Below are 24,348 nucleotides of genomic sequence, written 5' to 3' on the forward strand. Positions count from 1 at the left end.
GATCAAACTCTCCAATAAAGTTAGTTTGTCTAGCATCTAAAAATAAAAATTGACGTTTCACGTTGTTTGTTTCGTTCAGTTTTCAAAGAACTTGTCTGTCGCTCAGAAGCGACTTTATCAATATAACATTTCGTTATATTTTCGTCAACAACTTTTTTCAATAAGTTGTTTTTCGTTTGTTTTGCTTGTTACCTTTCGTGGCAACGAATATAAATATACCAGTTTGATTATTAAAATGCAATAGTTTTTCTAATAAAATTTTTAACTTAGTAAAAAAGTATAAAAACAGCACATTTCTTCTATATAAATATAATTTCTTGCGCCATCAAGAACTACTATTCCCATGTGACTCTTACTCAAATAAAAAAAGCTTTGGAGAAATCTCCAAAGCTTAGTCTTGTTTATGACGCATAGCAGGGAATAATAATACATCACGAATAGATGGCGCATTCGTTAATAGCATAACAAGACGATCAATACCAATTCCTAGTCCACCTGTAGGAGGCATACCGTACTCAAGAGCTTCAATATAATCATCATCCATCATGTGGGCTTCATCATTACCTTGTTCACGCTCTTTTAGTTGCGCTTCAAAACGTTCTTTTTGATCAATCGGATCATTTAGCTCAGTGAATGCATTTGCATGTTCACGGGCAACGATAAATAATTCGAAACGATCTGTGAATCGTGGATCTTCGTCATTCTTTTTCGCAAGTGGCGAAATTTCTACCGGATGACCGTAAATAAACGTTGGTTGGATTAATTTATCTTCTACTTTTTGTTCGAAGAATTCGTTTATAATATGACCAACTTCCATCGTATCCTTAATACCTACATTATGTTCTTTTGCAAGTTCACGCGCTTCTTCTACACTCATTGGATTCCAGAAATCTGCTCCAGAGTGTTCTTTAATCGCATCTACCATATGAAGACGTGTCCATTCTGGCTCTAGATTAATTTCATAATCACCATATTGGATTGTTGTTGTACCTAGTACTTGCTTCGCAATATGAGCAACCATATTTTCTGTTAGTTTCATAATATCTTTATAATCAGCATACGCCTCATATAATTCAATCATTGTAAACTCTGGGTTATGGCGAGTTGATACACCCTCATTACGGAATACACGACCGATTTCATAAACTTTTTCTAATCCACCCACAATAAGGCGTTTTAAATGAAGTTCAATTGCGATACGCATGTATAATTCCATATCTAACGCATTATGGTGTGTAATGAAAGGACGCGCAGAAGCTCCACCTGCAATTGCATGCATCATAGGTGTTTCCACTTCAAGGTAACCATTGTCATCTAAGTATCTTCTCATTTCACGAATGATCTTACTACGAGTAACGAATGTTTCACGGCTTTCCATACTTGTAATTAAATCTAAGTAACGTTGACGGTAGCGTTGTTCAACATCTTTTAACCCATGATATTTATCCGGTAATGGACGAAGAGATTTCGTTAATAGTGTAAAGCCCGTTGCTTTCACTGAAAGTTCTCCAACGTTTGTTTTGAATACTTTACCTTCAATACCTACTAAGTCACCTAAATCTGCTGTTTTAAATAATTCGTACTCTTCATCTCCAACAGCATCTTTACGAACATAAATTTGAACTTGTCCATGTAAATCTTGAATATGTGCAAATCCAGCTTTTCCTTTACCGCGTTTTGTCATAATACGACCAGCGATAGAAACAGAGATTTCTTTCTCTTCTAATTCCTCTTTAGAGAACTCTCCATATAAGCTTAATAAGTCATTTGTTGCATTTGTACGTTCAAATCGTTTACCGAACGGATCGATTCCTTGCTCACGTAAGTTATGTAACTTTTCACGACGAACAAGCAATTGGTCGTTTAATTCTTCGTGGTTCATGTTATCCATGGTATTGATATCACTCCAGCTCTATTAATTTTTACAATATATACAGTATAGCATTTTCTACTCAACTAGAAAAACTGCCAGCAACTAGCTGGCAGTTCTTCTTTCTTTCACGTAATTATAGGAAGTGTATAGAAGAATGTCAATCTTCCCTATCTATTATTAACCAACGTGAATTGTTTGTTGTTTCGCTTCTACTTCTTCTACAAATGCACCTAATACATTCGCAAGGTCTTCACGCGTATTACAAGCATTGATTCCATTACGTACAGTTGCATTACCACGAACACCCTTTAAATACCAAGCTGCATGCTTTCTCATTTCTCTTACAGCGACATTTTCGTTCTTTAAATCGATAAGACGATCTAGATGCAACATACATACGTCAATTTTCTCACGCACTGTCGGTTCCGGCATTAATTCACCTGTTTCCAAATACTTTACCGTGCGATAAATCATCCAAGGGTCCCCAAGGGCAGCGCGACCAATCATAACACCATCTACACCAATTTCATCAAGCATACGCTTTGCATCTTGTGGCGTTTCGACATCACCATTTCCGATAACCGGGATATTTACAGCTTGCTTTACTTGTTTAATAATATCCCAATCTGCTTTCCCCTCATACATTTGTACTCGTGTACGCCCATGAACCGCTACCGCTTGTCCGCCAGCACGCTCAACAGCTTTCGCATTCTCAATTGCAAAAATATGATCTGCATCCCAACCAATACGCATCTTAACTGTAACCGGCTTTTCAACAGCATCTACAACTGCCGCTACCATTTCATATATTTTATTCGGGTCTAAAAGCCACTTTGCTCCCGCATCACACTTAATGATTTTTGGTACTGGGCACCCCATATTAATATCAATAATGTCTGCTGTCGTATATTTATCTACATATTTCGCAGCATCTACAAGAGTTTCTTTCTCTCCGCCGAAAATTTGTAAACTTAACGGCTTTTCTCTTTCATCAATATATAACATATCTAATGTTCTTTTGTTATTAAGCAATATCGCTTTATCACTTACCATTTCAGCACAAACTAGGCCTGCACCAAATTCTTTTACGGTCAAACGGAATGCAGAATTACACACTCCCGCCATCGGTGCTAATACAACCGGGTTTTTCATCTCAATATTTGCGATCTTTAACACTCGACTTACTCCTTCCTTCATAGTCACTTTGGCATTAATTCCTCCACCGAAACCTTCAATGCCTTAGCAACTTCCACTACAAAATCTTGGGAAGGCGATCGATTCCCTCTCTCAACTTCACCTAAAACAGATACAGATACCCCTAACTCTTTCGCAAAACCTTCTTGCGTGTAGCCTTTTAGCTTTCGAAAAGCACGAATGCGTCTTCCCCATTTTTCTGCTTCCATACCGTTACTCCCTCTCGCCTTTTCATTTCTTCTACTTGTGAACGTGAAATGTTTTGTTTAATATCTTGATTAATCTCTAACAACGGAACGATAACAAAAGCTCTTTCGAACATCCGCGGATGCGGAACAATAAGATTCTCTGCTTCAATATTTTCTTGATTATATAGCAAAATGTCAAGGTCGATGGTCCTCGGACCCCACCTAATTTCCCTTTTTCTTCCTAAATCATTCTCTACTCTTTGCGTAACTTTCAATAACTCTTGCGGTGATAAATTGGTAGAAATTTTTACAACTAAATTTAAAAAGCAACTTTGGTCAGTATAGCCAACTGGTTCTGTTTCATATACAGATGAAACATCGTTAACTTGGATATATGGGTTTTTATTTAAAAACTGAATCGCTTCAGTTAAATACGTGTGACGTTCTCCGATATTTGAGCCTAATGCAATGTAAGCTATATTATTCATGGACGTTCTCTCGTAATTTCCACTGCTACAGCACGATAATGTCCAGGTATCGGCGGATCTGGTTTAATTACTTTAATTGCACAACGGCAAATACTCTCATATTGTTTCAATATATCTGCAGCAATATTTTCAGCGATACTCTCCACAAGCTTATACGTTCTATCTTCAACAACTTTTCTACATAATTCGAAAAGTTCTCCATAATTGACAGAATGCTCTAAGTCATCACTTTCTCCCGCCTGCTTCAGATCCAATTCCACCGTTAAGTCCACTTTAAATCTCTGGCCCAATTTATTTTCCTCTGGGAATACACCATGATAACCGTAAAACTCCATATCATGAACATAGATTTTATCCAATTACTTTACCCCCTTACCAATCATCGCGTCCATCATCTTAGCCATACGTGACATTTCCTTCACATCATGAACACGAACAAACTCACAGCCCTTTTCAATACCGAGACAAACGGTAGCTCCCGTTCCCTCAAGACGTTCCTCTACTGGTAAATCTAGCACATGCCCAATAAAGGACTTTCTTGAAGTACCTAACAGCACTGGGTAACCCAGTACGTTTAACTGTTCTAAATTACGCATCGCTTCTAAATTTTGTTCAGGTGTTTTAGCAAAACCGATGCCTGGGTCTAAAATGATATTCTCATCTCGCACACCAGCATCTTTAGCAATTTTAATACTGTCATATAAATCAGCAACCATATCAGCCATTAAATTGCGGTAATTCATGTTATCGCGATTATGCATTAAAATAATAGGTACATCGTAATGAGCTGCGACTTCAGCGATTTTTGGTTCCGCCTTCGCTCCCCAAATATCATTAATAATATGAGCACCCGCCTCTATTGCCTGCTTTGCAACTTCAGCTTTATACGTGTCGATAGAAATAGGTAATTTCACTTCTTTTGAAACAGCCTGAATCATCGGAACGACTCGCTTGATTTCTTCTTCCACTGATACTTTAGCAAAACCCGGACGAGTAGATTCACCGCCGATATCAATAATATGAGCACCTTGATCTCGCATTTCTTTCGCATGGCGCACCGCAGTCTCTACCTCGTTGTAACTCCCACCATCGGAAAACGAATCTGGCGTTACATTTAAAATCCCCATAATTAAGGTTTTTTCATTTAAGTTCAATGTATATTCGCCGCAGCGCAAATCATAATCCCACTTCAAACTACACATCTCCTCTTCACAATTCATTTCTGCTCCACAATTTCTCTCTCTGCATTTCATAAAGACTCATAAACCTTTTTGTAACCATGCCTACTTTACCCGGGAAATCTCGTCCCTCTACATGGTAAAGTGGAACAATTTCTTGAATCGAGTTTGTTACGAAAACTTCATCAGCTGAAAGTAATTCATCTTTTGTAAAGAAACCTTCCTTTACTTCTATCCCTAACTCTTCAGCAACCTTTATAATAAACGCACGAGTGATACCATTTAAAATCCCCGTTTTTAACGAAGGTGTATATAAAATACTACCTTTTACGAAAAAGAGATTTGAAACAATACCCTCTGCAACATAACCTGTTTCAGTAAGGAAAATACCTTCCTTATTCACAACATTTCCAATTTCACGTTTCCCTAAAATATTATTTAAGTAATGATGAGACTTCAAGCGGGACGCACCTTCTGGTGTATTTCGCACTTGCTTTAAAACAACCCCTTCTTTTTCCACTACATCTCCCGGGGCTGCTAAAGGTTTTATAAAAACAATAACAGACGGCTCTTCATACATTTCCGTTTGCAATCCAATTTCATCTATACCCGCCGATACATTAAAACGGACATACGCATGCTCTAATTCATTCTTAACGAGTAGGTTCTTCAAAATAAGCAACACTTCATCTTTCGTCATCGTCCATTTAATTTGCAATGTATTCAGCGCATCTATTAAACGATCATAATGATCATCCAATAAGAAAGGATGACCATTATAAATACGAAATGTCTCAAAAACTCCAAGGCCATATAAATAACCATGGTCATAAGGAGAAATTCTTGCTTCATTTGCTTCTACATACTCACCATTTACGTAAATTAACATGATGTCACACTTGGACTGTATTTACGAATGAAATTCTGCAACAACTCTTTCCCATGGGAAGTCATAATCGATTCCGGATGAAACTGTACACCTTCAATCGGTAACGTTTTATGACGGAGCGCCATAATTTCCCCTTCTTCCGTCCAAGATGTTACCTCTAAGCAATCAGGTAACGTCTCTTTCTTAACGATAAGGGAATGATAGCGCGTTGCAGTAAACGGATTAGGAATATCCAAAAAAATCGTTTTTCCGTCATGATGCATAAGCGATGTTTTTCCATGCATTAAGCGCTCAGCACGAACAACCTCTCCACCGAACACTTGTGCAATGGATTGATGCCCAAGACAAACCCCGAAAATCGGAATCTTCCCAGCAAAGTATTGAATAACCTCCATACTAATACCTGCTTCATTCGGACTACACGGACCTGGTGAAATCATTAAAAAGTCTGGTTTCATATTCTCAATATCTGAAATAGTCACTTCATCGTTACGTTTAACAACAAGCTCTTGTCCGAGTTCCCCAAGAAACTGCACTAAATTAAATGTAAAAGAATCATAATTATCAATCATTAATATCATTTCTCTCACCTAACCGTTTCTTCACTACGTTCTTTTGCACGCCATAAAGCAATCGCCTTTTTTAACGACTCTTTATATTCATTTTCCGGATTTGAATCAATTACAATTCCCGCTCCTGCTTGTACATGAGCCTTTCCATCTTTAGCAAGAAGTGTTCTAATTACAATATTCAATTCTGTATCTCCAGAATAACCGATCCAACCGATTGAACCTGTATAAATCCCTCTGCGAACAGGTTCTAATTCTTCAATAATTTCCATCGTACGTATTTTCGGGGCACCAGTAATTGTTCCCCCAGGGAATACAGCCTTCACTAAATCAAAAGCATCTTTATCTTCATCCACCTCACCACGCACATTAGAAACAATATGCATTACATGTGAGTATTTCTCGATTACCATAAATTCATCTACTTCTACAGTGCCATATTTACAAACACGCCCTAAATCATTTCGTTCTAAATCTACAAGCATGACGTGCTCTGCTCTTTCTTTTTCGTTCTCAATTAATTCTCTGGCTAATACTTCATCCTCTTGCTCATTCGCACCTCTAGATCTCGTTCCAGCAATTGGTCTTGTACTTACTTCGGTTCCTTGTTTCTTAATTAATAACTCCGGTGATCCACTAACAATTTGAAAATCTCCAAGCTCCAAGTAACCCATATATGGAGATGGATTAATTTCGCGAAGACTTGTATAAATTTCTAGCGGGTGTGTTTGTAACGTTCTTTCTTGTCTCGTCGACAAGTTTACTTGAAACACATCACCAGCACCAATATATTCTTGAATACATTCAACCGCCTTCATAAAGCTTTCTTCTGTAAAAGCAACTGCTTCACTTTTCTTTTCAGGGCATGCAAATGGTATAGTCACTTCCGGCGCTTCTGTCGCCCAAAGAACCTTCCACTCATTTAATCGCTCTTTTGCCTCTTCATGCTCATCTACATAATGTGTAATAATCCATAATACTTTCTCTTCTCGATCATACACAAACACATCATCAAATAATAAAAAGAATATATCAGGTATATTAATGTCATCCTCCGCAAGAGAAGGAAGTTTTTCAATATAACGGATGCAATCATAACTAAAGTAACCAATCGCACCACCTTGAAATGGCGGGTATTCCGGATTATAGTCCGTTTCCCATCGCTCCATATATTCCTGCATTAAATCTAATGGGTTTCCTTGCTTTATTATTTCCTTACCACTTTCGCTTATATGTAACGTTTCATCCTTCCCTCGGATTACCGCTACTGGGTTCAACCCCACAATGTTATAACGACCGCCACGTCCACTTTCTAACAAAATATGTTGCGGTTTATCCTTAGAAAGAAATTTATATTGCTTAAAGAAATCTAACTGATATGGAATAGAAAGCGCTAAAGATTTTCTTCGTTGCATATCAACACCCCGTCTTCTTTTATCCCACCTTCTTAAAGTAACCACCACAAACTACATTCATTATGTATATAGAACGGTTATACTCGAAGGCTAGTGAAAATAAATTAATTATACTACCTCTTATTTTACATGAAGTTTTCTAGTCATTCACTCTTTTCCTATTTCCAATCAAAAAAGAAAAAGCATCCTTTTTCAAGGATGCTTTTTCAATCACATATAATTAAGACTCAAATTGATAAAGTGGTGTACTTAAATAACGTTCACCGTTACTTGGGATAATAACAAGTACCTTTTTCCCCTTACCTAACTTTTTCGCAATTTCTGTTGCCGCATAAATAACCGCTCCAGAAGAGATACCAACTAAAATACCTTCCTCTTTAGCCACTCTTCTTGCATATTCAAATGCTTGCTCCGTTTTCACTTGAACAATTTCATCATATACTTCTACATCCAATGTCTCTGGGATGAATCCCGCCCCAATTCCTTGGATTTTATGTGGACCTGGTTTCCCACCAGATAATACTGGTGAATCCGCAGGTTCTACTGCATAAATTTTAATATCTTTATACGCTTCCTTCAGTACTTCACCAGCACCAGTAATCGTTCCACCTGTGCCAATACCTGCAATAAACGCATCTAATTGATCGCCCATTTGTTCAACAATTTCTGGCCCTGTTGTTAAACGATGAATTTCTGGATTCGATTGATTTTTGAACTGTTGCGGTATAAAGTAACCATGCTCTTTTGCTAATTCAGTCGCTTGACGAATTGCTCCACCCATTCCTTCAGGCCCTGGAGTCAATACTAATTCCGCACCGTAAGCACGTAATAAATTACGACGCTCAATACTCATTGTTTCTGGCATTACTAAAATTGCCTTATATCCTTTAGCGGCCGCTACCATCGCTAAACCAATTCCTGTGTTACCACTTGTTGGTTCAATGATTGTATCGCCTTCTTTTAATAATCCTTTTTTCTCAGCATCTTCAATCATAGCTAATGCAATACGATCTTTAACGCTGCTCCCTGGATTCATAAATTCTAATTTTAAGTATATATCTGCGCTGTCTGATTCTACGATGCGGTTCAACTTAACGATCGGCGTTTTCCCGATTAATTCTGAAACTGATTGTGCCACTCGCATTCCTGTCACTCCTAACACCGAGTATTTTTATTGGTTTTATCTATATTTAGATTTTGTCAGAAAATTCCCTGTTTGTCAATCTATTTAGGGGGTGAATCCCCTTAATTTCCTTATTACAAACTCTCGATTAAATTTGTAATATCTTCTTTAGAGAACTTGTATCGCTCATTACAGAAATGACAATGAACTTCTGTCTCTTCTTCTTCTGCACGAACTTGCTCTAACTCTGTTTTACCTAAACTAATTAACACACTCTCAATACGTTCGCGTGAACATGTGCAATTAAATTGAACATCCATCGTTTCTAATACTTTTACTTTATCTTCTCCAAGAACTGCATACAGTAACTCTTCTGGAGAAAGCCCTTGTTCAATTAACGTTGATACAGGAGGAATGTTCTGCAAACGATCTTCAATGAATGAAATTGTTTCTTCCTGTGCACCTGGCATAATTTGAAGGATAAATCCACCTGCCGCTAATACGCTGTCATCTCCGTTTACAAGAACGCCAACTCCTACAGAAGAAGGTGTTTGCTCAGAAACTGCAAAATAATACGTGAAGTCTTCTCCTAATTCTCCTGAAACAATTGGAGATTGACCAATAAACGGCTCACGCATACCAATATCTTTAATTACTGTTACAAATCCTTCAGTACCTACCGCTTGATATACACGTAATTTCCCTTGTTCCGTTCCTTCAAAATCAACATGTGGATTCGTTACATAACCACGTACATCCCCATTCGCATGAGCATCTACTAAGATGGGGCCAATCGGACCATTACCTTCTACCTTAATCGTTAACTTTTGGTCACCTTTTAACATTGCGCCCATCATTGTACCTGCAGTTAAAGAACGACCAAGTGCCGCTGAAGCTGTTCTCCATGTGTCATGACGTCTTTGCGCCTCACTTACTGTGTTTGTAGTACGTACACTATATGCACGCACTTCTCCATCAAACGCTAACGCTTTTACTAAATAATCTTTCATACTCATTTATTCACCTTTCTCATGCTGTAAATTTGCATTACGCTCGTATAACATATACAAACCTTTTAATGTTAAAAATGGATCTACAACATCAATTACATTCGATTCTTCTGAAATTAATTTCGCCAATCCACCTGTCGCAATAACTTTCGGTTCTTGTTTAGCTTCCTCTTTCATACGCTTAACAATACCTTCCACTTGTCCAACATAACCATAAAGAATACCCGATTGCATCGCACTTACCGTATTCTTTCCAACAACACTGCTTGGTTTTGTAATTTCAATACGAGGAAGTTTTGCCGCTCTACTATATAAAGCCTCTGCTGAAATCATAATTCCCGGCGTAATAACTCCACCCATATAATGCTTTTCTTCGTTAATATAACAATATGTAGTAGCCGTACCAAAATCGACAATAATAAGCGGACTTCCATATAAGTGGATTCCTGCTACCGCATTTACAATTCGGTCCGCGCCTACTTCACGTGGATTTTCATATTTAATATTTAGCCCCGTTTTTATTCCAGGACCTACTACAAGCGGTTTAATTTTAAAATATTTTTCACACATGCGCTCTAAAGCAAACATAATTGGTGGTACGACTGAAGACACGATAATACCTTTCACATCTTCAAACGAAAGACCTTCATGCTCAAGCAACTGCTTTACAAGCATTCCATATTCATCTTCTGTCTTATGACGATCTGTTTCCATGCGCCAATGTTGACGAAGTTCCCCCTCTTCAAACACGCCTAGTACAGCATTTGTGTTCCCTACATCCAATACAAAAATCATATTCTCACCACTTATCTTATTTAATCTATATTTGTTCAGTATGTATAAAACTTATAAAAACATCATATCACACATACTTATATAATCAGCTTTTCTATCCTCATCATTGTACAAAAAGATTACGTTCTATTTCAATTTTAATACCAAATTTATTTAAATTCTTTTTCTACTTCATTTCGTTCCACAAATAAAAAAGGAGTGACTATCGTCACTCCTTCATCTCTTACTTATCTTCTGATTCTTCATCGTCCTTCTTCATGTTGATGTTTACTTTCACATCAGCTGAAGATGTTGGACGTTCTGGCAATCTGCCGTAATCACATAAATGATTGATTTGCTCTGCATCTAACGTTTCTACTTCAAGTAACGTTTTCGCAATAAGATCTAGTTTATCACGATTTTCAGTAAGAATTTCTTTCGCGCGAGCATAACAGTCTTTCATAATCGTTTGCATTTCCACATCGATTTCATGTGCAATTGCATCACTGTAGTTTTGTTCTGAATGGAAGTCTCTTCCTAAGAACACTTGACCACCTTGTGAGCTACCAAATTGCATTGGTCCAAGCTTATCACTCATACCGAATTCCGTAACCATACGTCTTGCAATGCCAGTCGCACGTTGGAAGTCGTTGTGAGCACCTGTACTCACTTCACCAAACACAATCTCCTCAGCTACTCGACCACCAAGTAAACCAGTGATTTTATCAAGTAACTCTGGCTTTGTCATGAAGTAACGATCTTCTTTCGGAAGCATTACTGCATATCCACCAGCTTGACCACGAGGGACAATTGTTACTTTATGAACGACATCTGCTTCATCAAGAACAACACCAATTACAGTGTGGCCCGCTTCATGGAAAGCAACGATATTACGTTCTTTTTCAGAGATAACACGACTCTTCTTAGCCGGACCTGCAATAACACGATCCGTCGCTTCATCAATGTCACTCATATCAATTTTCTTCTTATCTTGACGCGCAGCTACTAAAGCAGCTTCGTTTAATAAGTTTTCAAGATCGGCACCAGAGAATCCTGGCGTACGAGTTGCAATTGCTCTTAAGTTGATATTCTCATCAAGCGGTTTATTACGAGCATGTACTTTCAGTACAGCTTCACGGCCATTTACATCTGGACGATCGACTGTAATTTGACGGTCAAAACGACCTGGACGTAATAATGCTGGGTCAAGAATATCAGGACGGTTTGTCGCAGCGATGATAATAATACCTTCGTTTGCACCGAATCCATCCATTTCAACAAGCAATTGGTTCAACGTTTGCTCACGCTCATCATGGCCACCACCAAGACCTGCGCCACGTTGACGTCCTACCGCATCAATTTCATCAATGAAAATGATACAAGGAGCATTTTTCTTTGCGTTTTCGAATAAATCACGTACACGTGATGCACCGACACCGACGAACATCTCTACGAAATCAGAACCACTGATAGAGAAGAATGGAACGCCTGCCTCACCTGCAACGGCACGTGCTAGTAAAGTTTTACCTGTACCTGGAGGTCCTACTAATAGAACACCCTTCGGAATACGGGCACCAACTTCAGCGAACTTACGAGGGTCTTTCAAGAATTCAACTACCTCAACAAGCTCTTGTTTCTCTTCATCCGCTCCAGCAACATCTCTGAAACGAACTTTTTTCTTTTCGTCATTATATAACTTCGCCTTACTTTTCCCGAAGTTCATAACACGGCTACCGCCGCCCTGAGCTTGGTTTAATAAGAAGAAGAATAAAATGAAGATAATAACAAACGGAATGATAGAAGTAAAGAATGTTACCCAAGCACTTGTTTCTTCTGCTGGTTGATACTTAACTTCAGCACCTTGCGCTTTGTCATTAATTTTCTTTTGTAATTCCTCAGTATTTGGTGCATAAGTAACAAATTGTTCTCCTTGGCTAGAGTTGTTAAATTGTCCTTTTACCTCAAACACACCATTTTTCGGTTGAAGTTGCACATTACGCACTTCACCTTTTTCTAGTTTAGTAATGAATTTATCGTAGCTAACTGATGTCGTTTTTTGTGTCGAACCATTAAAATAGCTCACGATTCCAATTACTACTAGGAATATCAGTAAATAAAAGATGGTATTACGGAAGATACGATTCATTCCTAACCTCCTCTCACGGCATAAACACTATAGTAAATCGTAACATAGAAAAAATTTCCTATACAATTGTGACGCCTGTATTTAATTAATTTGAGTAAACGCTTGGTTTTAATACTCCTACATAAGGAAGATTACGGTACTGCTCTTTATAATCTAATCCATACCCTACAACAAATTCATGCGGTACAGTAAATCCAACATAATCCGCTTTCAAATCTACTTTGCGGCCTGTTGGCTTATCTAATAACGTAACAATTTTTACAGATTTCGCTTTACGATATTTAAATAGGTCTACTAAGTAGCTTAACGTAAGACCGCTATCAATAATATCTTCAACGATTAAAATATCGCGACCTTCTACAGAAGTATCAAGGTCTTTTAAAATTTTCACTTCGCCTGTTGAAACAGTAGAGTGACCGTAACTAGATACAGCCATAAAGTCCATTTCAAGATATGTATCTGTTCTCTTTAATAAATCTGCCATGAATGGCATTGCACCCTTTAATACGCCGATTGCAAGAGGTACTGTGTTTTTATAATCCTCTGCAATAATTGCGCCTAATTCGAGCACCTTTTCTTGTATTTGTTCTTCAGAAATTAATACTTTTTCGATATCTTGATTCATCATTTCATTATCCTCCCGGAAGACTCCTTGCTTTTGTAGTGAATAATCATATATTTATCCTTCTTTGCCGTCTCTTTCGAGATAGCAAATGCAGATCGCTTCAACAAGGGTATCCAAATAATATTCCCACTTGCATCACAAACGACCGGCCATTCTTCTCTTTTTTCTCTTGGTACTTTTGCTTCGATAAAAATAGTTTTTATCTTTTTTGTGCCATTCATACCTTGTATTGACATACGATCTCCATTTTCTCTAGAACGAATACGAAGTGGATATGATATATCATTATACTTAGCAACAAATACTGTTTCATTCATGTTACTTGGTATATCTTCGCTCACCTCTGCTACAAGCTTATCCCCGTTCGATAGCGTAATTGTCCCGGGAATTGATAAATCTTGTAAAAAAGGAGAAACAATTTCTTGTTTAAATCCAAAGCTGCACTCCTCGTATGCGCGAACAATTTTTAAATCACCTGGGAAATCAAGTGAACCCGAAGGTTGTGTTCGCTTAAAAAACTCAATCACTTTGTCAATATGTATAGAGGAAAGAGAAGATGGAATCTTATATTCATAAAGATAGTTTAATATTAGTTGAATCCCTCTTCTTTGTAAAGGCATAGACATGGATTCAAAGGCAGGAATTGATAAGCTAATTTGTTTATCACTTTTTTTTGTAATTACTTTATTCATTTTCTCAAAAGCTAATTCCTGCAAATACGCCTCATCCTCTTGCATCTGCATGCTAAATTTTTGGAATTTCTCATGCACTTGTGAATTTTCTTCTTTCAAATGCGGAAGGACATATTTACGTAATCGATTCCTTGTATATACTTCCTTTTTATTACTTGGATCTATACGAGGAATTATTTTTAGCTTATTACAGTAATCAACAATTTCTTCCTTCGTTACTCCAAGTAACGGCCTAATTAAATATCCATTATGAAAAGGACGCTTCACTGCAATGCCTGCATATCCTTTCGGAGTACTCCCTCGCACAAGGCGCATTAAGATCGTCTCTACTTGGTCATCACCATGATGTCCAAGGGCTACATATCTCGCATCATATTTCTTCATTATTCTTTCCAAAAATGCATATCTGCATTCTCTAGCAGCAACTTGTGCATTCATCCCGTATTGCTGTTGATATTGCGACACATTAATCCTTATCGTTTCGCAAATAACTCCCAGTCCCTTACAAAGTTCCTGCACAAACTGTAGGTCCTCATGAGATTCATCACCTCTAAACATATGATCCACATGTGCCACTACAATTTCAAACTGTTTTGCTGCTCTTTTTTCTAACAAATAATATAGAAGAGCCAAAGAGTCAGGACCACCAGAAACCCCTACAACAATCGTTGAATGTTCCTTTAATACATCATGCTGCTTTACAAAGTCATCTACCTTTTCAACAAATGTATATTTCAACTTCGTAATCACCTTTCATTAAACAAGAACAGCAACGTTAGTTACCTTGTTTATAATGGTACAACTTTTACAAACATTGTGCAAAAAAAAGATATACAAAAATTACATTTTTATCTTACATCATCCGTACATATTCACAAAAATAATAATATTATCTGTTAAAGCAAAAAAACCTAGGCATCCACCTAGGTTTTTAGAAAGAAACAGCAATAGAGAAACTTCACACTTGAAATTTATTGTGCCTGCATTCCTACAATTGGAATCGTAGCCCACTTTGGCATATTTTTCTTCACTTTCGCCACAACAATAGTCATATCGTCATTTATATAACCATCACAAGAGCGAATCACCTCTTCCATAATGATATCAGCAATTTCTTGTGGATCTTCGGTTTGTAATTCTTTAATTTTTCGTTTCATCCATAGTTCATGATTCTCCACATGTTGCGCTCCCTCAAAAATCCCATCGCTCATCATAATAAGAATATCACCCGTTTTTAATTGTTCACCTACTACATCAACTTCAACATCCTCAATAATTCCCATCGGTAAATTACTTGCCTCAATTTTCAAAATATTATTTGCACGTTTAACAAAACTCGGTGTCGACCCAATCTTTAAAAACTTCGCGCTCGCATCCCGCAAATCTACCATAGCTAAATCTAACGTCGTAAACATCTCTTCTGTTGTCCTTAAAGAAAGAATAGAATTGATAGACTTAATCGCTATTTCCTCATCAATGCCTGATTGAAGTATTTTTTGTAATAATTTCACCGTTTCTTTACTCTCCATATGAGCTCTTTGCCCATTTCCCATACCATCACTAATTGCAAGCGCATATTTACCGACACTTAGATCCATCATCGCATAAGAATCACCCGAAACAAACCCACCGCCTTTTGCAGCTGTAGCCAACCCAGTATCAAGAGAATACGTTTTTGCCGAACCAAATGATATTAAGCTGTGACCGTTCGGATAAGAAGACTTTTCTTCATGTTTAACAACTATATTTTCCTTTAGAATATCCGAAAGCATCGGTGCAACTAATTTTTCACACTCTCCATGTTCATTAGATGCAACGGGAATTAGCATTTCAATATCAATACTTCCTCTATCTAAACAATAAATATCAACGTGCTCTATTTCTACACCAAAATCACGAAACGCTTGCAAGATCTGTTCTTCTTGTACTTGATGATTTTCTCGTTCTCTTTGTATCTCCTTAGCAAAATCCTCCATAACTTTTGATACACCTAATAGTTGCTCCGCTACTATTCTACGATTTTCTTTCATTTGCTTTCGTAATTTCTGTCCCTCATAGAAATGATCTAATTCACCAGCTACTAAATCCGTCACTTTCTTTCCTCTCACACAATGCTTGTCCCATTCACGGACTAACTTCCGATTATGCTGCAACGTCCCCTCTTCCGTTTCACTCATTATTTGTTTCATATAGTCGTACGTTTTATCGAAATTAACTACCCAGCATTGGTCCTTTTTAAAGCATGTTTGACATGTTTTTGCAGTAATTGTGCTTAAGAACAAATCTGCCTCCGTCTCTTTATCTTCCTCCTCCACATATCCATATACAGAAAAGCTATTAGATAAAGCAGCAAATACATTGGCAAATTGATTAATTTTATTCGCTGTAACATCACGCATCCTTCTTAAATACTGTTGTTGATCTTGCGAATGTTCCTGTGTGCCTGGCATGAATTTAGCAATACGATCCATAACAAGTTTCGGTGTTAATAAGAAGAACGCAATCGCCACACCAGATTCAATTAAAGTTGTCACAATGTTTGTTTGTTTGTCTACATATAGCGTAATCAAGCTCGTCCCAATTAATAAACCTAAACTAACACCTAAACGCTTTCCTTCTTTTAACAAACCACCAAGCAACCCAGAAAAAGCAAGCAGACTAAGTTGAGACAAACTAGAGACATTCGCTAAACTTAATATTAATCCAGTGACGACCCCCACTGTAGATCCTGTAGCCGCCCCCGCGATAAATGCAAACACGAGCACTAAATACCTAGTAAAAATATGTTGAATAGAAGCGTCATATACAAACCAATCTGTTGTACCTGTTAAAACAGAAGCTAGTAATATAATTAAACAAACAATTTCTTCTGTCTCTAGCGCTTGTTGTTTACCTTTTCGTTCGACTAAAAGCGGAACACTTTGTAAAAATATCATAGTTAATACGAAGCTAAGCCCTGCCTCAATCGTACTAACGAGTAAATCGTACATGGTAACAGTTTGTTGCGCAAAATATACGACAACTAAATGCGCGGTTAATGCGGAGATAAATACTTGGAATGGAACAAGTCCGACAGTTTTACGTGTAAACCGACTAAAGAAGATATTATAAATGAAGAAAGTAAAAATAGATGCAAAGGTAAAGAATAAATTATCTATCGAAACTGAAAGTGCGCCCCCCATTAGAGCCAAGAACGCGAGCGGCATTTTATCCCGCTTCATAACATAAACAGCAGCAAAAAATGGCAGTGCAAACGGTAAAATGTTTGTTAATATATATGCTCGTCCCAAAAGAAAACCAATAACAACAATAATAAATCCCCATCTAAAGAAAACTTGTTCAAACTTCATTCGCAACTTACTTGTCCACTTTCCTGCTCCAAGCTGACTCTCATTCATTGCCAATGCACTTGTATTCATAGTATTCCTTCCTGCTTTAGGCATATTTTTAACACCACCTGCATAGTTTAATTACTGTCATTATAAAAGATGATTATTGGGATTTTTGTCAAAACAACAGTTTTCACTTTTATAATCGTTCGACTTTTTATTCGAAATAACTCTACATATATACACGGTATGTAATGTATCTCTACTATTTTAATCGAACATTCAGAAAATATAGGGTGATTTTGTAGAAGTGTTGTATGTCTTAATTTATTTAATAAAAAAAGATCATGCAAATTTGCATGATCTTTTTAGGATGACCCGTACGGGATTCGAACCCGTGTTACCGCCGTGAAAGGGCGGTGTCTTAACCACTTGACCAACGGGCCGTTAAATTAAATATAGCGGCGGAGGGGATCGAACCCCCGACCTCACGGGTATGAACCGTACGCTCTAGCCAGCTGAGCTACACCGCCATGTCGTCTTATTTAACGGACAATTAGTATCTTACCTCAGATATAATTTAAAGTCAACACATCTTGAAAACTTTTTTAAAAATATATTTTTACATATAAAAAAGCACCCTGAGCAATCGCCCTGGGTACCTCTCTATATGCTAAGAATTAAACGTTCTTATTATCCGCGACGTGCGCCACGGCCACCACGTTTAGATTCTGTGTTACGCTTTAAAGAAGTTAAACGATCTTCACTATCCTTTAAGAAACGTGCCATCTTTTGCTCGAATGTTTCTTTTGGAGCTCGTTCGTTACCGCCGCCACGGTTATCTCTATTGAAAGAACGATTATTACGTTGTGGACGTCCAGAACGTTGTTGATCGCCACCACCGCGTTGGTATTCACCACGTGGACGATCTCCTTCTGTTTTTTCACGCTCTTTCGCTTTTTTAATAGATAGACCGATCTTGCCATCTTTTTCAACGTTAATAACTTTTACTTCTACTTGGTCGCCCACTTTTAAGTGATCGTTAATATCTTTCACATAATTATCAGCAACTTCACTAATATGAACAAGACCCGTTAAGCCTTCTGGCAGCTCCACAAAAGCCCCAAAATTTGTAATACCTGTTACTTTACCCTGTAACTTGCTGCCTACCTCGATTGACATAAAAAAAATGCTCCTCCTTAGTGGTTAAAAAGTCAAATTTTACTTTATTATATATAATCCTAAAATATAGTGTCAATAAGACATACTCTACTTAGAAACAGGAAAAATTATCTCCCCTTTTCCAGAGAAGAAATAATCCCTTCTAGCAATCTTTAATACGTACTCTTCATCATTTAACTTTTGAACTTCGTCTTTTAGACTCTTTTCTTTATTCGTTAATGAATCCAGTTCTTTTTTCATGTCCTTAACTTTTGCTTCTTTTGCTCTAATGGAACTGTTTTGTTGATAAAACGTTACACTAATACTCGCAATAATTGTAAAAGCAAAGACAAGAAAAACCGCTAAACGGCGATAAAGTCGCTTCCTGTTCTCATCCGTTTGTATTATATGCTCTTTAACAGGATTTGGACTCTGTTTTTCGATTGTTCTTTGTCTCAGTTCCCTCATTTCCGAGGTCCCCCTAACTTCTTTTTTATACGCTCCCATAATTGGAAGATATGTCCCTTTAATTTTGCTATATATTGCAGGAACCCTACATGTTTCATTATAAAAAGTTTAACACGATTAGGGAGAAGTTTCCATATGAGCGAAGCAATAAATCGAACAGGCAAGAAAAAAACTTTCCATATGAAAAGTAATATCCAAATCACCATTTTCCATAACACATGTCCAATTGAAAGCAGTATACGAAATAAGAATAATATAAATGCAATAAATAGCTGCGCTATAATAATAACAGGTTTTATCATGAGTAGCTTTATAATTTGAACAAAAAAGTGTGTTGTTTGCATAAAAATATAGATGAGAAAATTTAACAATCTCATGTATATTGCTTTCAATAAGCTTTGATACGCCGCAAAACCACATAATAATGCCAAAAATACATATATACGTAGTTCAGCTTCATTTACAAGAAGCAATACGTAAAAAACGAATAATGCTTGGACAATCCAAAATAGTATATCATATATAAATACAAGCCAACGTTTACGTTCCTGACGATTTAAAAATCGTTGGTATGTATCTAAAGATGCCCCAACCCAAGCACCCATTCCGATCATTGAGAGCATCGTATACAACTGAATTGTTAGGCTCATTTAAACAACTTACTAAAGAATCCTTTAGTTTTCTCCCCTTGGTTCTCATCAATATACAGCATCTCATGAACTTTCCCTTTAATCGATACAACACCTTTTTCCACATCTAAATTTTTCATTTGCAAATTTTGACCACGAATTGTTAAAAAGCCCATTACAGTCTCAAGCAAAAACTCTTCGCTATCAAAACTCTCTACCTGCTTTACACCGGTAATATCAATTACACGCCTGCCACGCATAATAATATCATGCTCTACAGAAACATTTTGTTGATTAGAAGACATAGGTGAGTAACCATTATTCACGTAAATCCCCCCATACATTTATACTAGCTAATAGTAATGTATGAAGGGATAATTGATTTTAGAACAAGCCTTCTTCAGCCTTTACTTTTTCTTCGCGAACTAAGCTATACATATTTGCTGCATCTTCTTTTTTAGTCGTTTCTTTTAATTCGTTTATTTTTACAGTTACTATTTTTTGACCAAAACGAATTGTTAATTCATCAGCTACTTTCACATCCGAACTCGCTTTTGCCACTTGACCATTAATTGCTATTCTTCCTTGATCAGCTACTTCTTTCGCTAATGTTCTTCTTTTAATTAAACGTGATACTTTTAAAAACTTATCTAGACGCATATCAAGTCCCCCTATTAACGCTCTGTTTGTTTTGCCTCTTCCCATAAAACATCTAACTGCTCTAATGATAAATCTTGCATCTCTTTATTCATTTCAGCTACTTTTGCTTCCATGTATAAGAAACGACCGACGAATTTCTCATTCGTTGAATGTAACGCTTCTTCGGGATCTATTTTATAATGACGAGCAATATTCACAAATGCAAATAGTAAATCGCCGAATTCACCTAACATCTTCGCCTCATCCATGTTTGTAACTTCTTGCTGGAACTCTTGCCATTCTTCTAAAGCTTTTTCTATCATCGGTTGTACATCAACCCAATCAAAACCAACCTTGCCAGCTTTTTTCTGGATTTCATAAGCGCGTAGTAACTGTGGCAAACTTTTTGGAACTCCATTTAAAACAGATTCTTTTACGAATCCTTTTTCTTGTTTTTTAATTTCTTCCCAATTAGCAAGTACTTCATCGGCACTATTTACATCTGTATTCCCAAATACATGCGGATGGCGACGAACCATTTTCTCAGATAAAGTTCGAATAATATCATCTATAGAGAACCAACCTTCATCCTCTCCGATTTGGGCATGCAGCATAACTTGTAATAATACATCACCCAGTTCTTCTACTAAGTGATCATCATCCTCTTCATCAATTGCTTCCAACACTTCATAAGCTTCCTCAATTAAATACTTCTTTAAAGATTGATGTGTTTGCTTTTTATCCCACGGACAACCATTCGGTCCACGAAGGTCTGCAATAATTTCTCTAAGCACGTCAAACTGTTGATACAAGGACGCACGTTCCTGAACTGGTGGTACATATACACTCGTTAAATTATTTAATTCCGTTTCATGATCTAACATGTACAACGGCACCTTTTTAACTTGTTCAAATGAAGTCCCTGCAGCTGTTACGATATACACTTCATAATCATCTGGCAGCATCTCCATTAATGTTAATTTCACATCAGATGCAACGAATGCGTCATATACTTGGCAAAAGATTAAATGTTGACGTAATTCTAATTGCCCTCTTTCAAATGATGTAGCATCAATTAATTGGAATCCTTCAATCGGATCAATCTTTAGACTTGCAAACATAGGATCAAGGAAACTTTGTCCACCTTCAATGCGCACTTCAACATTCGCTACTTCGCCTTTTTCCAATAGTAGCTGAACCGTTCTTTCCGCTACAAGCGGATGCCCTGGCACGGCATAGATGATTTCTGCGCCTTCAGCTTGTTCTAACAATGTATTCGCAATTGTTTCATATACAATTTCAAACGTATCATGTGCTTCATACACACTGTCAAAGGCTGTATATTGTATACCTTCTTTCTCCAACTCTTCTATAACGGGATGTTCCTTCGTTCTAACAAACATGTGATCTGCTTCTTTTATTTTTCGATATACACCCATCGTTAACTGATCTAACTCACCAGCACCTAATCCTAAAATAGTAATGATTCCACTCACAACCTGCCACCTCTATCCACTCTTCTTCAAAGAACCTTCTTTTTTCTCTTTTTTCATAACGGTTCCTATTTCCGCTTTTGTAAATACACGTAATTTTAAAATTAAAAACATATATGCCAATCCGCCGATAGCTACACCTAACAACGCCTCAATTGTCGCGATTCCTCTATGTTCCGTATCAATTACTAATCCAGACATTTGCATCACACGCATAAACATTATTAATACAAATCCCATACCGATACCACTAATAACTACACCTAACATATTACGTTTATCGATGAGCGATTCAGATACGGCTTGCGTAAGTAATGCACTATTTAACACAGAAATTACAAGTAACGCAACTAGTGTTGCGATTGCAGCTCCCTTCACACCAAAATACGGCATTAATATATAATTTAAAGCTAACTTTAAACAACTCCCAAATATAACGAATATTGCTGGTTTTAATGTTTGTCCTAACCCTTGCAAAATAGAAGCAGTTGTAATCGACAATGAACTAAATAAAATAGATAAAGATAAAATGGATAAAACATCTGACCCATCACTATTTTCAAACAGCATAATATTCGTAGGCTGAATAATACAAGTTAATCCAATGGCCGCTGCAAATCCAATAACAAATGTTATTTTCATTGCTAACTTTACCTTTTCTCGAATAAAGGAAAGATCTCCTCTTTCCTTCGCCGCTGTAATGATTGGAATAAGCGACAACGAGAAAGAAGTTGTCACGACAGTCCCTAATTGCATAAGCGGGATACTTCTGTCATACACACCTTTTAATACCTTTGCACTTTCAGCTGGCTCTCCTGCTCCAATAAGTAAGGAATAGAAGGAAACCGAATCAGCCATTTGTATAAAAATAAGTACTAAGTTACTAACACAAATCGCCAATCCCTGCCAAAACAGAATTTTAATGATCCTCTTTTTGCCCTTAATTCTCTTTACACTTTTGAAGAATATAGAACGAAAGTCATGACGCATATAAAGTACAAGTACGATAATCCCAATCAGTCCACCTGCGATTGAACCTAACATAGCACCTGCACCGACTGTATATAAATCAAATCCGTGAGCAATTAGGAATAGAGATAAAAATACAATAATAGAAACACGAATCGTTTGTTCTATCACTTGCGAAACAGCTGTTGGCATCATATTATTGAACCCCTGAAAATATCCTCTTGCTACAGATAGAAACGGCATCAATATGAATGAAAATGAAATAACACGTAATAACTTATCTAAGTGTGTATCGCCCATAGCTGTTGCAATTGCTTCGGCACCAAAAAACAATGTAAAAAAGCCTACGAAACCAATTCCCAATAAAAACCAAAAAGATACACAAATAATTTCTTCTGCTTCTTTTTGTTTCCCTCGCTCTAATCGTTCCGCAACCATTTTTGAAATTATAATGGGGAATCCATAAGTAGCTAAAATTAAACAAAATCCATAAAACGGATAAATTTGTTGGTAAATATAAAAACCAATATCACCCGCTATATTTTGATATGGAATACGGTAAAAAGCGCTTAATACCTTTGTAACAAAACTTGCGATTGTTAATATAATAGCCCCACGCCAAAAGGCTTGATACTTCTTCGATTCCATACAAGAAAACTCCTTTTTCTATTCTCACCCCTCGTATTATATCATAAAGAAAAGGACAAGCTTCCTTACCTACACGAGTAATAATACGTTCGTGCAACGCTAGAAATGTTCAACGAAAAAAGGTAGCAAAGCGCTACCTTTTTTCAATATACATATATCTCCAAATAATTGATTTCTCAAGAAGAAATATCATAATTAGGAAAGATTGCTACTTCTAAAATTCAATATGGCCTTACTGCTCCATTTGTTTCGCTAAAAAGCTCGCAGCTGTATTTACTGACTTATGCTCTACTTCACTTATAATGGCCTCTTTAGAGAAGATAATAACAGCTCCAATTGGATCCCCATTCGCAACAATCGGGCCAATTGTATAAGAACTAACTTTTTCTGTTACTCCATCAATAATTGAAATTTCGCTTTCATCCGTCATAATTACAGACTTACGATCTTCCATTGTCTTCTCAATTAAATCGCCAACGCTTTTATTTAAGTATTCTTTTTTAGATATGCCTGCTACCGCAATAATAGAATCACGATCGCATACAAGCACATTATGTCCTAAGCTATCGTATAAAGCTTCCGTATATTCTTTTGCAAAATCACCTAGTTCACTAATCGGAGAATATTTCTTCAAAATCACTTCTCCATCGCGATCAACAAATATTTCTAATGGGTCTCCTTCTCGGATACGTAAAGTTCTACGAATTTCCTTCGGGATTACTACCCTACCTAAATCATCAATTCGACGTACGATTCCAGTTGCTTTCATTCTAATGCTGCCTCACTTTCTACTGATGATGAAAGTGGTGAATTTACCTGTTCATGTAAAAATCACCAACTGTTAGACA

The 24,348-nt window shown here is 37.0% G+C and carries 24 protein-coding genes and 2 tRNA genes; all 26 read right to left on the reverse strand.

The genetic code is table 11. From position 1 onward, the window contains the following. Positions 1-391: 391 nt before the first annotated feature. Positions 392-1,891 carry a lysine--tRNA ligase gene (gene lysS / locus FOT98_RS12575; RefSeq protein WP_000369672.1) on the reverse strand — a complete coding sequence of 500 codons (1,500 nt, stop codon included), beginning with the start codon at positions 1,889-1,891 and terminating at the stop codon, positions 392-394. Positions 1,892-2,050: 159 nt separating this feature from the next. Next, on the reverse strand, positions 2,051-3,049 hold the full coding sequence (dusB, locus tag FOT98_RS12580) for a tRNA dihydrouridine synthase DusB (protein WP_000912237.1): 999 nt from the start codon (positions 3,047-3,049) through the stop codon (positions 2,051-2,053). Positions 3,050-3,072: 23 nt separating this feature from the next. Further along, entirely contained in the window at positions 3,073-3,276 is a 204-nt protein-coding gene (locus FOT98_RS12585; protein ID WP_000387029.1) for a helix-turn-helix domain-containing protein, read from the reverse strand. Next, entirely contained in the window at positions 3,228-3,743 is a 516-nt protein-coding gene (gene folK, locus FOT98_RS12590) for a 2-amino-4-hydroxy-6-hydroxymethyldihydropteridine diphosphokinase (RefSeq protein WP_063262637.1), read from the reverse strand. The genes FOT98_RS12585 and folK overlap by 49 nt, the downstream gene beginning before the upstream one ends. Then, positions 3,740-4,102 carry a dihydroneopterin aldolase gene (folB, locus tag FOT98_RS12595; protein WP_063262636.1) on the reverse strand — a complete coding sequence of 121 codons (363 nt, stop codon included), beginning with the start codon at positions 4,100-4,102 and terminating at the stop codon, positions 3,740-3,742. Before folB ends, folK begins: the two co-directional genes overlap by 4 nt. After that, positions 4,103-4,963 carry a dihydropteroate synthase gene (gene folP, locus FOT98_RS12600; RefSeq protein ID WP_063262635.1) on the reverse strand — a complete coding sequence of 287 codons (861 nt, stop codon included), beginning with the start codon at positions 4,961-4,963 and terminating at the stop codon, positions 4,103-4,105. Continuing rightward, complete coding sequence (gene pabC / locus FOT98_RS12605; protein ID WP_063262634.1) at positions 4,953-5,810, reverse strand: aminodeoxychorismate lyase; 858 nt, start codon at positions 5,808-5,810, stop codon at positions 4,953-4,955. Before pabC ends, folP begins: the two co-directional genes overlap by 11 nt. After that, the gene (gene pabA / locus FOT98_RS12610) at positions 5,804-6,391 is read right to left on the reverse strand and encodes an aminodeoxychorismate/anthranilate synthase component II (RefSeq protein WP_061678905.1); all 588 of its coding nucleotides are present in this window, start codon (positions 6,389-6,391) and stop codon (positions 5,804-5,806) included. Before pabA ends, pabC begins: the two co-directional genes overlap by 7 nt. Before the next feature lie 5 nt (positions 6,392-6,396). Then, the gene (gene pabB / locus FOT98_RS12615; protein WP_063262633.1) at positions 6,397-7,794 is read right to left on the reverse strand and encodes an aminodeoxychorismate synthase component I; all 1,398 of its coding nucleotides are present in this window, start codon (positions 7,792-7,794) and stop codon (positions 6,397-6,399) included. A 220-nt stretch (positions 7,795-8,014) separates the two neighbouring features. Further along, positions 8,015-8,938: a cysteine synthase A gene (gene cysK, locus FOT98_RS12620; protein ID WP_001261702.1), complete on the reverse strand. Its 924-nt coding sequence runs from the start codon at positions 8,936-8,938 to the stop codon at positions 8,015-8,017. A 113-nt stretch (positions 8,939-9,051) separates the two neighbouring features. After that, positions 9,052-9,927 carry a redox-regulated molecular chaperone HslO gene (gene hslO / locus FOT98_RS12625; protein ID WP_061678927.1) on the reverse strand — a complete coding sequence of 292 codons (876 nt, stop codon included), beginning with the start codon at positions 9,925-9,927 and terminating at the stop codon, positions 9,052-9,054. A 6-nt stretch (positions 9,928-9,933) separates the two neighbouring features. Next, on the reverse strand, positions 9,934-10,722 hold the full coding sequence (locus tag FOT98_RS12630; RefSeq protein ID WP_000578367.1) for a type III pantothenate kinase: 789 nt from the start codon (positions 10,720-10,722) through the stop codon (positions 9,934-9,936). 223 nt (positions 10,723-10,945) lie between these two features. After that, complete coding sequence (gene ftsH, locus FOT98_RS12635; RefSeq protein WP_001079662.1) at positions 10,946-12,847, reverse strand: ATP-dependent zinc metalloprotease FtsH; 1,902 nt, start codon at positions 12,845-12,847, stop codon at positions 10,946-10,948. 85 nt (positions 12,848-12,932) lie between these two features. Then, complete coding sequence (gene hpt / locus FOT98_RS12640) at positions 12,933-13,475, reverse strand: hypoxanthine phosphoribosyltransferase (RefSeq protein WP_000981838.1); 543 nt, start codon at positions 13,473-13,475, stop codon at positions 12,933-12,935. Further along, on the reverse strand, positions 13,472-14,902 hold the full coding sequence (gene tilS, locus FOT98_RS12645; RefSeq protein WP_063262632.1) for a tRNA lysidine(34) synthetase TilS: 1,431 nt from the start codon (positions 14,900-14,902) through the stop codon (positions 13,472-13,474). The genes hpt and tilS overlap by 4 nt, the downstream gene beginning before the upstream one ends. 233 nt (positions 14,903-15,135) lie before the next feature. Continuing rightward, complete coding sequence (spoIIE, locus tag FOT98_RS12650) at positions 15,136-17,607, reverse strand: stage II sporulation protein E (protein ID WP_061678908.1); 2,472 nt, start codon at positions 17,605-17,607, stop codon at positions 15,136-15,138. A 260-nt stretch (positions 17,608-17,867) separates the two neighbouring features. After that, positions 17,868-17,939: transfer RNA gene (locus FOT98_RS12655), tRNA-Glu, on the reverse strand. Between the two features lie 13 nt (positions 17,940-17,952). After that, positions 17,953-18,026, reverse strand: a tRNA-Met gene (locus tag FOT98_RS12660). 160 nt (positions 18,027-18,186) lie between these two features. Further along, positions 18,187-18,675, reverse strand: coding sequence for a S1 domain-containing RNA-binding protein (locus FOT98_RS12665; protein WP_061678909.1), 489 nt, complete (start codon positions 18,673-18,675; stop codon positions 18,187-18,189). An 87-nt stretch (positions 18,676-18,762) separates the two neighbouring features. Next, on the reverse strand, positions 18,763-19,122 hold the full coding sequence (divIC, locus tag FOT98_RS12670; protein ID WP_001208737.1) for a cell division protein DivIC: 360 nt from the start codon (positions 19,120-19,122) through the stop codon (positions 18,763-18,765). Next, positions 19,119-19,772, reverse strand: coding sequence for a spore cortex biosynthesis protein YabQ (yabQ, locus tag FOT98_RS12675; protein ID WP_063262631.1), 654 nt, complete (start codon positions 19,770-19,772; stop codon positions 19,119-19,121). The genes divIC and yabQ overlap by 4 nt, the downstream gene beginning before the upstream one ends. Continuing rightward, a complete protein-coding gene (yabP, locus tag FOT98_RS12680; protein ID WP_001059101.1) occupies positions 19,769-20,077 on the reverse strand; it encodes a sporulation protein YabP in 309 nt (102 codons plus the stop codon). Before yabP ends, yabQ begins: the two co-directional genes overlap by 4 nt. Positions 20,078-20,135: 58 nt before the next feature. After that, positions 20,136-20,411, reverse strand: coding sequence for an RNA-binding S4 domain-containing protein (locus tag FOT98_RS12685; protein WP_001234875.1), 276 nt, complete (start codon positions 20,409-20,411; stop codon positions 20,136-20,138). 14 nt (positions 20,412-20,425) lie between these two features. After that, entirely contained in the window at positions 20,426-21,886 is a 1,461-nt protein-coding gene (gene yabN / locus FOT98_RS12690) for a bifunctional methyltransferase/pyrophosphohydrolase YabN (protein WP_063262630.1), read from the reverse strand. Positions 21,887-21,898: 12 nt separating this feature from the next. After that, positions 21,899-23,500 carry a putative polysaccharide biosynthesis protein gene (locus FOT98_RS12695; protein ID WP_063262629.1) on the reverse strand — a complete coding sequence of 534 codons (1,602 nt, stop codon included), beginning with the start codon at positions 23,498-23,500 and terminating at the stop codon, positions 21,899-21,901. A gap of 232 nt (positions 23,501-23,732) precedes the next feature. Then, positions 23,733-24,269: a stage V sporulation protein T gene (gene spoVT / locus FOT98_RS12700; RefSeq protein ID WP_000648309.1), complete on the reverse strand. Its 537-nt coding sequence runs from the start codon at positions 24,267-24,269 to the stop codon at positions 23,733-23,735. Between the last annotated feature and the right edge of the window lie 79 nt (positions 24,270-24,348).

Origin of the sequence: Bacillus sp. HY001 (assembly GCF_007558965.1) — a bacterium.
Taxonomy (GTDB): domain Bacteria; phylum Bacillota; class Bacilli; order Bacillales; family Bacillaceae_G; genus Bacillus_A; species Bacillus_A mobilis.

Coding starts and splice junctions, on each gene's coding strand:
- hslO (WP_061678927.1), bottom strand. CDS start 9,927: ATGAAAGATTATTTAGTAAAAGCGTTAGCGTTTGATGGAGAAGTGCGT.
- hpt (WP_000981838.1), bottom strand. CDS start 13,475: ATGATGAATCAAGATATCGAAAAAGTATTAATTTCTGAAGAACAAATA.
- spoVT (WP_000648309.1), bottom strand. CDS start 24,269: ATGAAAGCAACTGGAATCGTACGTCGAATTGATGATTTAGGTAGGGTA.
- yabQ (WP_063262631.1), bottom strand. CDS start 19,772: ATGAGCCTAACAATTCAGTTGTATACGATGCTCTCAATGATCGGAATG.
- FOT98_RS12665 (WP_061678909.1), bottom strand. CDS start 18,675: ATGTCAATCGAGGTAGGCAGCAAGTTACAGGGTAAAGTAACAGGTATT.
- ftsH (WP_001079662.1), bottom strand. CDS start 12,847: ATGAATCGTATCTTCCGTAATACCATCTTTTATTTACTGATATTCCTA.
- spoIIE (WP_061678908.1), bottom strand. CDS start 17,607: ATGCCTAAAGCAGGAAGGAATACTATGAATACAAGTGCATTGGCAATG.
- pabB (WP_063262633.1), bottom strand. CDS start 7,794: ATGCAACGAAGAAAATCTTTAGCGCTTTCTATTCCATATCAGTTAGAT.
- pabA (WP_061678905.1), bottom strand. CDS start 6,391: ATGATATTAATGATTGATAATTATGATTCTTTTACATTTAATTTAGTG.
- folK (WP_063262637.1), bottom strand. CDS start 3,743: ATGAATAATATAGCTTACATTGCATTAGGCTCAAATATCGGAGAACGT.
- pabC (WP_063262634.1), bottom strand. CDS start 5,810: ATGTTAATTTACGTAAATGGTGAGTATGTAGAAGCAAATGAAGCAAGA.
- folP (WP_063262635.1), bottom strand. CDS start 4,963: ATGAATTGTGAAGAGGAGATGTGTAGTTTGAAGTGGGATTATGATTTG.
- divIC (WP_001208737.1), bottom strand. CDS start 19,122: ATGAGGGAACTGAGACAAAGAACAATCGAAAAACAGAGTCCAAATCCT.
- FOT98_RS12585 (WP_000387029.1), bottom strand. CDS start 3,276: ATGGAAGCAGAAAAATGGGGAAGACGCATTCGTGCTTTTCGAAAGCTA.
- cysK (WP_001261702.1), bottom strand. CDS start 8,938: ATGCGAGTGGCACAATCAGTTTCAGAATTAATCGGGAAAACGCCGATC.
- lysS (WP_000369672.1), bottom strand. CDS start 1,891: ATGGATAACATGAACCACGAAGAATTAAACGACCAATTGCTTGTTCGT.
- FOT98_RS12630 (WP_000578367.1), bottom strand. CDS start 10,722: ATGATTTTTGTATTGGATGTAGGGAACACAAATGCTGTACTAGGCGTG.
- FOT98_RS12685 (WP_001234875.1), bottom strand. CDS start 20,411: ATGCGTCTAGATAAGTTTTTAAAAGTATCACGTTTAATTAAAAGAAGA.
- FOT98_RS12695 (WP_063262629.1), bottom strand. CDS start 23,500: ATGGAATCGAAGAAGTATCAAGCCTTTTGGCGTGGGGCTATTATATTA.